We start from the raw sequence: 8851 nt of genomic DNA, 5'->3' as shown, positions 1-8851 counted from the left end.
CGTCATCGACCCGGTCGTCGACCAGGTAGCTGCGAATCACCAGGCGCCGCCAGCGCGCCCGGTCTTCTGACGTCGACGGCCCGGCGCGCCACAACCGGCGGCGCAGCAAGCGGCGGGCACCGGCGCCGTCGCCGCTGGAAAGCTCCGCCCGGGCGGCCTCGGTGGTAATCCAGTTCACGAACTCCGGCGGCAGATCCGGGATCAGGCGATCGGCCCGTTGCACCAGCGCCTTCCAGTCGCCCGATGCCTGGATGGTCCTTAGGGCGACGGTGTTGTTGCGCAGTCAGCGGGACGCGGAGGCATTTCGTGTTCTGGTCGGGGTTGATACGGACGAGGCCCGACTGTTGCGCCTGTACGCTGCATTGCAGACCCATGCCTACAAGACCCGCACCATTACCCGCGCGCTGGTGAAGCTTGCCCAACGCAAACGACTGGACCGCGGCGTCCGGCGCAGCGCATGGACCCTGCTTGCCGACGCGGCCAGGCGGTCCGGGGATCCCCATCTGCGGGCTCTTGCGCTGGAGCATGCACTGATTCTCCCGCCGGTTCACGGAAGCCTTGCGTCTTTCTTCCCGGTGAAGGCCGACGACCTTTGGCAGGCCTACACCAAACTGGCCGAACAGGTTGGCAATCGCGACCGTCTTCTGGTGGGTGACGACGCACCCTGGCTGCGCAAGGCCAAGGCCGTGGAGAAAAAAGACCCGGTCACGGCACGCGCACTGTATGCATTCCTTGCCCTGAATGCAGCGAGTCATGACGTTCAGGCCCTTTCCCATCGCAAGCTGACGGATTCCCTTTACGACGCCGGGGGCACCCTGGTGGTGACGGCCCTGTATACGGAATCGGAGCGATTCGCGTCCTTGGATCGAATCCCTGCCGGTGTTCGGGTTCGGCTGGTGAACGAGGCCCTCAAGGTCCATGACATCAAAAAGGCGGCCCGGCTGATGAAGGATTTCGCGCAGCCGCCCGAGGGGGAGGACGCGGACCAGTGGGTTCTGCGCCGGGCCCGTACCCTGGTGTACGCCGGTGATCCCGTGACCGCGGCCGGCTTGCTGGAAAAGCTGATTTCGGTGCGCGAGAAATTTCCCCCAAAGCTGGCGCATCGGGTGACCCAGGTCCTGTTTGACCTTCAGGCGGTGAAAGAAAACAAGGAAGCGTTCCGTTTGTTGCAGGCGCTCTACGACCGGGTTGACGACACGAAAACCCGGCGCGAACTCCTGTACTGGATGGCGGATTCCAAATCGGCCCTCGACCAGTATCAGGATGCGGCGGAACTGTACCTGCGCTCCGCCGCCATGGGTCCGGCCGGCGACAAGGACTTGTGGGGGCAGAGCGCGCGCTTTCACGCGGCCGAGGCATTGGCCAATGCCGGTCTTGCCGAGGATGCAGGGAATGTGTTCACGGCCCTCCTGCGCGTTACCCAGGAGCCGGAGCAACGGGCCCTGATTGAGCGTAAGATTCAGCAACTATGGCTGGTCAAGAGCAAGGCTACGACGCAGTAGTGGACGCGCCGTTCGGGCGTTTGGGGATCCGCACCGACGCGCATGCCGTTTTGGCAATCGACCTGGTACCCGATACCATGGAATTGCGAGAACCGGGCAACGCCCTGGCCCGGGAGGTCCAACGGCAGCTGCGGGCCTACTTTCGTGATTCGTCCTTCCGCTTTCGGCTGCCTCTCCAGGCTGCCGCCACGCCCTTTCAGGGTCGTGTGCGTTCGGCCTTGCGTCGACTCCGCCCGGGTCATGAAGTGAGCTACGGCCAGTTGGCACGGAAGCTGGCGACATCTCCACGCAGTATCGGCGCAGCCTGCCGCGCCAATCCGGTCCCGATAGTCATCCCCTGTCACCGCGTGGTGGGGCAAAACGGAGATGGCGGCTATATGGGAAGCACAGGCGGTCGTGCCTTACGCATGAAACGATGGCTGTTGATGCATGAAACCGGAAAGTGAAGAAGCGATCGATGTGTTCGTCGATGCGCTGTGGGCGGAGCACGGCCTGAGTCGCAATACCCTGGATGCCTATCGAAGCGATCTGGTCAGGGTGGCCAACTGGCTGGAGGGACAGGGAATTTCCCTGGTCGACGCGGAACGGGAGCACCTGCTGGCCTATCTTGCGCACGCGGTACAGCATGGCCGAAAGCCACGCACCACGGCCCGTCAGCTATCGGCGTTGCGGCGATTTTTCCGGTATCGGGTGAGAGAAGGCCAGTGCACCCGGGATCCGACCGTACAGTTGGAGTCTCCCCGGCTTGGGCGGCCGCTGCCCAAGAGTCTGAGCGAGGAAGAGGTGGAGCGTCTGCTGGAGACACCGGATGCGGAAAAGGCTTCCGGCGTGCGCGACCGCGCCATGCTTGAACTGCTGTATGCGACCGGCCTGCGCGTATCCGAGCTCGTCAGCCTGAGACTCGGGCAGCTGCGGCTGGACCAGGGTGTGGTCAAGGTGACCGGCAAGGGGAACAAGGAAAGGCTGGTGCCCCTGGGCGAGGAGGCGGTGGACCGCCTGCAGGAATACCTGGAGTCGGCCCGGGGGGAGTTGTTGCGGGGGGCCAGCACTGACGCCCTGTTTCCGGGAAACCGGGGTACGGCCATGACGCGTCAGGCCTTCTGGCACAACATTAAGCGTTACGCGCGAGCGGCGGGAATCCGCTCCTCCATTTCACCGCATACCCTGCGTCACGCCTTCGCCACTCACCTTGTGAATCATGGCGCGGACCTGCGCACAGTGCAGATGTTGCTTGGACACGCCGATCTTTCCACGACCCAGATCTATACCCACGTCGCGCGTGAACGATTGCGTCAGTTGCATGCGGAACATCATCCGCGGGGCTGATCGCTAGCCGGCCAGCTCGGCCTCGACTTCCGCGAACACCTGGTCCACGGTGATGGCCTGCAGACAGACATTGTCGGTGCAGGCGGTCTTGCGGTGGTTTGCGGCACTCACGCATGGCGAGCAGGCGAGGCCGGCGTAGATCGGTGTCGAGTTCCCGAGAGACCCGTACAAGGCGGGTGTTTCCGGGCCGAAGAGGACGAAGGTTCGCAAAGGGGTGATGGATGAGAAGTGGCCGGGCCCCGAATCGTTCGTGACCATCAGCCGGGACACGGAGTAGAGCGTCGGCAGTTCCTTCAATTTCAGGCGGCCGGCGAAGTTGACGCATCGATCCCGATCGATGCGGCGGCGCAGATCGTCAGCCTCATCCCGCTCCGAAGGCGCACCGGTCAGGAGTAGCAAGACGTCGGGAAAGCGATCCAGGATACGTTGCGCAAGTTCCACATAGCGGTCCGGCATCCACCGTCTTTGCGGCAGGAGCTCCGAGGCATTTGGGTTGATCAGTACCACCCGCTGCCGCGCGGCATCGAATTGCGGGAATTCTGCATGAATCTTTTCGCGCATCTGCTGCTTTTCGTTCTCGGGTACCTCGACCGTGCGCAGGACGATCTCGTCGTCGTCGATACGGGTCTTGGAGTATGGCGTTTCCGGATTTTCCGCAAGGGAGGCATTGACCAGTGCGATGAAGTTGCGGGCGATATGCTGGTGCGGGTTGTAGGCCACGCGATGGGTCAACATTTCGCCGCGATACAATCCCTCGTTGTGAAACCCGTAGTAGCCGACGCGGTTGCGCGCGCCCGAGAGACCGGTGAGCAGGGCGGTATAGCGCGAGAACAGTTCGAGGTCCATGACCGTGTCGATCTTGCGGCGCCGGGTCCAGAACAGGAAGCGAAGACTGTCCAACGCGAGGGTGGCGATGCTCTTCTCGCGGATGGTGAAGATATTTTCATCAGGCACAGTCCCCAGCAGTTCGAGGCTGGGCTTGTTCGAGGCGAAAATGCAGAAGAACAGGTTTGCATCGGCCTCGCGTTTGAGTTTTTGCATTGCCGGATCGACCAGAATCGCGCTGCCCATTTCAGACAGCTCAATCAACAGCACATTCTTCGGTTTGACCCGGGCTCGCCGAATCACCAGACCGATACCGCGGACCAGGAGCGTAGCGAAAAAGGTGAGCGGCACGCCGGCGTAGTAGTCGATCTTGCGCATCCGGTCGACGTTCATTGGGCAACTTCCTTCTTGTGCCGTGCGAGAAGAAAATAATACATGCCGGGCATGGATGCCACGATCAGCAGCAGGCCATAGAGTACCGACATGGATAGGACCGTCGCTCTTTGTGCCCCGATCAGCGTAAACAGGCCGATCATTGCGCCTTCACGCACACCCCAGCCGGCGAGGGAAATCGGAATAATCGTCAGCAGGATAACGGGCGGAACGATGACCAGGTACACGAACAGGCTGTAGTCCAGTCCCACGCTCAGTCCGACCAGAAAAATTGCCAGCATGGCCAGCAGATGGATGAGGACCGACAGGACAAGCTGTTCGCTGACGGACGCAAAGTTGTGGTAGACCGTGCGGACGCGGTTCGACAAGTCGAACAACAGGCGGGTGATCCGGTTTCGCGACAGCCAGTGGAGTTTGCCAAGAAAGGCCAGCACGATCATACCGACGATCCCCAGCACGGCGATGCCGACGATGACATAGTGTATTTCCGGCCGGACCTGCAACAGCAAGGGGTGGTAACTGACGGCGGCAAGATTCAGCACCAGCAGGCCGACCAGACCAATGATGCGATCGATGAACACGCCGTAGAACGACTCGCGCTTGCCTCGACCCAGGCGTCCGGCTTCGAGCACCCGCAGGGCATCGCCGCCAATACTGGTCGGCAGCGCCTGGTTGAAGAAGGTGCCCTTGAGATAGCTGCGGACAAAAAACGGGAGCCCGGCATCAAAGTCCAGTGCGCGCATAATCATGTGCCAGCGAAACGCGGCCAGCAGAAAACTGGCGATCTGGAGCAGCAATGCCGGAAGCAACAGCCACGGATTGCTGTGGGAGATGATGCCAAAAACCTCACGCAGGTCCACATGGTAGGCGATCAGGGCAAGCAGTCCGATAGATACCAGAATCTTTATTACGTGCGAGGTCATGTTGGGCGCGCTGAGCGGGTCGAGGTCGGGCGACAGGGATCCGGCGTTGGGAGCTTCCTAAGTATTCGTGCGTGGCTCTGGTATAGTAGCCCGCGCTGTGGCGTTGGGCGGGTCCCCGGTTCGTTCCATCGGAACTCCATCGGGTGCCTCCGAACGGGCCACAGACCGTATTGGGCAGGGCGCAGGGCTCGCCGATTATACGGGAAACAAATTTCTGGCCCAACCGGCTTTGGATCCCCACGTGACTGAGCTTCGCGAAAAGATTCTGACCTTTGTTCGTCCCGCTCCCTGGGCAGCGATCCTGATCCTGCTTTTTGTGCTTGGTAACCTCGTCGGCTGGCTGCTCGTGGGAGTACACACGGACGAGGCCTACTACTGGGTCTGGTCGCAGCGTCTTGCCTGGAGCTATTTCGATCACCCCCCGGGGGTGGCCTGGACCATTCGCCTGTTCACCTCCATCCTGGGGGACCACGCATGGTCACTGCGCCTGCCCGCGGTGTTTGCGTGGTTCGTGTCGGCCACGGTGGTTTACCGATTGGCCCGCGCGATTTACCCCGACTCTGTCGCCTCCGGTCTGTACGCGGTGCTCGTATTCGCCAGCCTGCCCCTGACGCAGATCGGATTTCACATCGTCACACCCGATGCCCCGCTGATGCTGTTTACGGCACTTGCCCTGGAACTGGTCTACCGGGCCCATACGCTGGGCCGTTGGGACCTTTGGGTGTATGCCGGTCTGGCGAGTGGTGCGGCCTTGCTGAGCAAATACAACGGAGTCTTTCTGCCACCTACGGTATTCCTGGCGCTGATCTTTTCCGCGTCCGGCCGCAAGGAGCTCAGGCGTCCCTGGCCGTGGTTGGCCGGGATCCTGGCGGCGTTGCTGTTTCTCCCGGTGGTCCTGTGGAATTACCAGCACGACTGGATTTCATTCCGCTTCCAGTTGCATCACGGCGTGACCAGCCACGCCCGTTCGTGGGGCTATAACCTGTCGGCCTACTTGGTGACGCAGATGGCGGCGGTCCTGCCCTGGACCTGGATTGCCATGGTGTTTGCCGTCGTGCAGTCCCGGCGGCAGGTTGCTGACGGATTCGCTCGTGCCCTGTTGATCGCCGGATTCGCCGTGCCCTTGTTGTTTTTCGCCGCGACCGGGCTGGCCGCAGTTCCCGGCGCGAACTGGCCCGCGATGGCCTATCTTCCTGGCTCCATCCTGTTGGGGGGCGCGTTGTCGAACTGGCTTGCGAACGCCTCGAGCCGCGCGCGGACCAGGTCTGTCGCCGTCATAATCACGACCTGTCTGGTTTCATTCGTGATTGTGAACCTCACGCGCTATCCGCTGGGTGCAATCAACGCCGGCATAGATATCCTGCCAAGGAATACGCAGATCACGTTTACCTATGGCTGGCCCAAGCTCGGCGCCGCCGTGCGCGAGGTCTACACCAAACAGAAACAGGCAGGAGATTGCCGGATACTGCTTCGCCGGCATACCCTGGCCGCGGAGATTTCACTGCAACTCGACGATGTTCAGGCGGTCGTGGTGCGTACCGGCGCGCGTATGAATCAGCACACCATCTGGAACCAGGACGGTCGATACGATGACGGGCGACCGTTCTGCGTTTATATAAACTACGCCCGCCATCCCGGGGACTTGCCCGATCGCATATCCCTGTCGAAGGATGGTGAGTGGAAGAAGGATCGGGAAGTGGAGCTCATCGCCCCGGAGTACCCGCGGTGGTACGGAATCTACGTGCCTGTATCGCGTTGACGCGATTGCATCGCCAGCCATGCTGCATGAACTGAATCGGAACGTCTTTTTCTGGATCAATCAGGACAGCGGCCATCACTATGCCTGGCTGGACGCGTTCATGCGCGCCTTGTCCAATCCCGATACGGCCGTGGTGCCGGCCCTGGCGGCGGCGGCATGGCTGCTGACACGTGGACGTCCCCGTGGAACGCACCTGGTCGTCGGTGTGATTCTGTTGATCGTGTTTACGGACGCCACCGGGGCGATTCTCAAACACATCTTCCACGTGCCACGTCCGTGTGCGGATCTTTCCGGTGTTCGAATGCTGGTGGGGTGCGGGCACAGCAGCGGCTTTCCCTCCAACCACGCCATCAATATGTCGGCGCTGGCCCTTTATGCCGGCCTGTTCTATCGACGGGCGCTGCCGTTTCTTGTTGTTCTGGCGCTGGCTGTCGGCGTATCCCGGATATATGTCGGCGCCCACTATCCCTTTGACGTGCTTTTCGGCTGGGTTTGGGGCGGGCTGTTGGGCGCCAGCGCCTGGTGGCTGCATCGTTTGCGCTTTCCGGCCATTGTGGCGCCAGTGGCTCCCGTTACCGGTTTGGATGAGTCCTGAGACTACGGTGCGTGCTGTCCGTAGCCGCTGCAGCGGTAGAACGTGAAGGTGTTGAATGCGCGCCCGTGGACCACGATATCGAGGTGATCCACCCGAACGCAGCGCGCAAAACTGTTGGGCCCTTCGGTGCGTGGTCCATGGTGCCAGCGCCGGGTGGCGATGAAGATTCCCCGGGCCCCCTTGCGGGGGGAGCCAAACCACAGGTCGAATTGATCGTAGCGACGGTCTGTGACGACCAGGCGCTGCGGGCGTGCGTACCACGCCAGGCGCGCAGCCTCGGTCCAGTATCCGGTGAAGAGTACGGGTTTCGAACCCGGTGTCCTTTCCATTTCCTGTCGCAGGGCCAGCGCCCGTTTCGCTGCCGCCTGCCAGCCATAGACCTCCGCCAGCGGGTTGGCGTAGGGCGGCATTCTCAACCAGGGCGTAAACAGCAGGCTGTGCAGGACCAGGATCAGACCAACGCTGTACAGCAGTGAAGCTGCCACGCCCAGTCGCCAGGCGAAGTGTCGCCAATGACGGAAGACAAGGCGCGCAACCAGGGGCGCAAGGCCGGCCCACGCAAGTGCGGTCCAGTGGGGGAGCGTGGCGGTCTTGCCGGAACTCCAGGCGAACAGCACCAGTAGAGGCAGAGACAGGGAAAGCAGGAGGCGGGTGCCATGATCGGTGCGTTTTCGCAGCCCGCTTGCAACGGCGACGTAGCCGAAGATATAGAGCCCGGGCCCATAGGCCAGCAGTTGTGCTGCCTGGGATTGGAGCATGCGCGAAATCTTCCAGTGTGTACCGCCGGTTCCGTGGTGCCACTGGAAGGCAAGAGAGATCCAGTCGTGCTGTGCATTCCAGATGAATACCGGGCATACGAGGATCGCGCCGACCAGTGCCGCGATCCAGGGCCCCGGCGTTCGGATCAGGGTCCATTTCCTCTCCCACTGCAGGTAGAGCAGTACCGTCGGAACCAGCGCGATGGCCGTGTATTTCGAAAGGCCGGCCAGCCCCATGAACAGGCCCAGGAGCAACCAGCGGGACAGGGCGGGCTTGTGAACCGCGTGGTACAGGCTCGACACCGAGAGCAATCCGAACAACAGCAGCGGATCTTCCGGCAACATCATGATGCCCATGGTGTTGAGGGCAATACTGCTGTGGAGCACCGCTACCGCGGCAAATCCCAGCCATGGCGAGTCGTCGGGAAAAATCGTGCGGGTCAGGCGATACAGAACCGTACTGCTGGCGACCAGAAGTACAGCGGGCATGAGGCGCAAGGCGAAGTCCGATTGCGAAAACGGCAGGACCAGGGCCTGCAGCCATCCCACCATTGGCGGATGGTCAAAATAACTCCACGCGAGGTGCAGCCCGTAGAGCGCATAGTGGGCCTCATCGGCACCGAGTTCGACCCGGCCCGCGACGATCAGGTGCAGTAGAGTAACCACGCCGACCAGCCAGGCAGTGGCCCTCGCCGGGGTGCGGGGTGCGAGGGTTTTGGGTACGGCGGTCATCGTTTTGAGTTCGGTGGAATCGACCTGAATCCAGTGCG

9 protein-coding genes are annotated in these 8851 nt (G+C 62.0%); 5 read left to right on the top strand and 4 right to left on the bottom strand.

The window, feature by feature from the left end; genetic code table 11:
- Positions 1 to 223: hypothetical protein (locus tag P8X48_05170; GenBank protein ID MEJ2106706.1), on the bottom strand; the 223-nt coding region annotated here is incomplete at its 3' end.
- A gap of 28 nt (positions 224 to 251) precedes the next feature.
- Here P8X48_05170 and P8X48_05165 point away from each other — a divergent pair.
- From P8X48_05165 to xerD, 3 genes are read left to right on the top strand one after another with little or no spacing between them, the layout of a single operon-like run.
- Positions 252 to 1502 carry a hypothetical protein gene (locus P8X48_05165; GenBank protein ID MEJ2106705.1) on the top strand — a complete coding sequence of 417 codons (1251 nt, stop codon included), beginning with the start codon at positions 252 to 254 and terminating at the stop codon, positions 1500 to 1502.
- Positions 1469 to 1948: a methylated-DNA--[protein]-cysteine S-methyltransferase gene (locus tag P8X48_05160; protein ID MEJ2106704.1), complete on the top strand. Its 480-nt coding sequence runs from the start codon at positions 1469 to 1471 to the stop codon at positions 1946 to 1948. Before P8X48_05165 ends, P8X48_05160 begins: the two co-directional genes overlap by 34 nt.
- Positions 1932 to 2828 (top strand): site-specific tyrosine recombinase XerD, encoded by an 897-nt coding sequence (xerD, locus tag P8X48_05155; GenBank protein ID MEJ2106703.1) that lies wholly within the window; start codon positions 1932 to 1934, stop codon positions 2826 to 2828. Before P8X48_05160 ends, xerD begins: the two co-directional genes overlap by 17 nt.
- A gap of 3 nt (positions 2829 to 2831) precedes the next feature.
- Here the strand turns inward: xerD and P8X48_05150 are convergent, their stop codons facing one another.
- Both P8X48_05150 and P8X48_05145 read right to left on the bottom strand, forming a co-directional pair.
- Positions 2832 to 4046: a glycosyltransferase family 9 protein gene (locus P8X48_05150; protein MEJ2106702.1), complete on the bottom strand. Its 1215-nt coding sequence runs from the start codon at positions 4044 to 4046 to the stop codon at positions 2832 to 2834.
- Positions 4043 to 4969, bottom strand: a complete 927-nt coding sequence (locus tag P8X48_05145; protein ID MEJ2106701.1) for a lysylphosphatidylglycerol synthase transmembrane domain-containing protein — start codon at positions 4967 to 4969, stop codon at positions 4043 to 4045. The genes P8X48_05150 and P8X48_05145 overlap by 4 nt, the downstream gene beginning before the upstream one ends.
- Before the next feature lie 241 nt (positions 4970 to 5210).
- Between P8X48_05145 and P8X48_05140 the strand changes: the two genes are divergently transcribed.
- Both P8X48_05140 and P8X48_05135 read left to right on the top strand, forming a co-directional pair.
- Positions 5211 to 6728, top strand: a complete 1518-nt coding sequence (locus tag P8X48_05140; GenBank protein ID MEJ2106700.1) for a glycosyltransferase family 39 protein — start codon at positions 5211 to 5213, stop codon at positions 6726 to 6728.
- Between the two features lie 19 nt (positions 6729 to 6747).
- Positions 6748 to 7323, top strand: a complete 576-nt coding sequence (locus tag P8X48_05135; GenBank protein MEJ2106699.1) for a phosphatase PAP2 family protein — start codon at positions 6748 to 6750, stop codon at positions 7321 to 7323.
- A 2-nt stretch (positions 7324 to 7325) separates the two neighbouring features.
- Here the strand turns inward: P8X48_05135 and P8X48_05130 are convergent, their stop codons facing one another.
- Positions 7326 to 8813: a glycosyltransferase family 39 protein gene (locus P8X48_05130; GenBank protein ID MEJ2106698.1), complete on the bottom strand. Its 1488-nt coding sequence runs from the start codon at positions 8811 to 8813 to the stop codon at positions 7326 to 7328.
- Positions 8814 to 8851 lie beyond the last annotated feature (38 nt).

It is taken from the genome of Acidiferrobacteraceae bacterium, from assembly GCA_037388825.1.
Lineage (GTDB): Bacteria > Pseudomonadota > Gammaproteobacteria > Acidiferrobacterales > JAJDNE01 > JARRJV01.
This window is presented reverse-complemented; position numbering and strand designations above follow the sequence as displayed.

Bases quoted from the DNA above. Each gene is read 5' to 3' on its own strand.
- P8X48_05165 (MEJ2106705.1), top strand. From the start codon at position 252: ATGGTCCTTAGGGCGACGGTGTTGTTGCGCAGTCAGCGGGACGCGGAG.
- P8X48_05160 (MEJ2106704.1), top strand. From the start codon at position 1,469: ATGGCTGGTCAAGAGCAAGGCTACGACGCAGTAGTGGACGCGCCGTTC.
- xerD (MEJ2106703.1), top strand. From the start codon at position 1,932: ATGAAACCGGAAAGTGAAGAAGCGATCGATGTGTTCGTCGATGCGCTG.
- P8X48_05150 (MEJ2106702.1), bottom strand. From the start codon at position 4,046: ATGAACGTCGACCGGATGCGCAAGATCGACTACTACGCCGGCGTGCCG.
- P8X48_05145 (MEJ2106701.1), bottom strand. From the start codon at position 4,969: ATGACCTCGCACGTAATAAAGATTCTGGTATCTATCGGACTGCTTGCC.
- P8X48_05135 (MEJ2106699.1), top strand. From the start codon at position 6,748: ATGCTGCATGAACTGAATCGGAACGTCTTTTTCTGGATCAATCAGGAC.
- P8X48_05130 (MEJ2106698.1), bottom strand. From the start codon at position 8,813: ATGACCGCCGTACCCAAAACCCTCGCACCCCGCACCCCGGCGAGGGCC.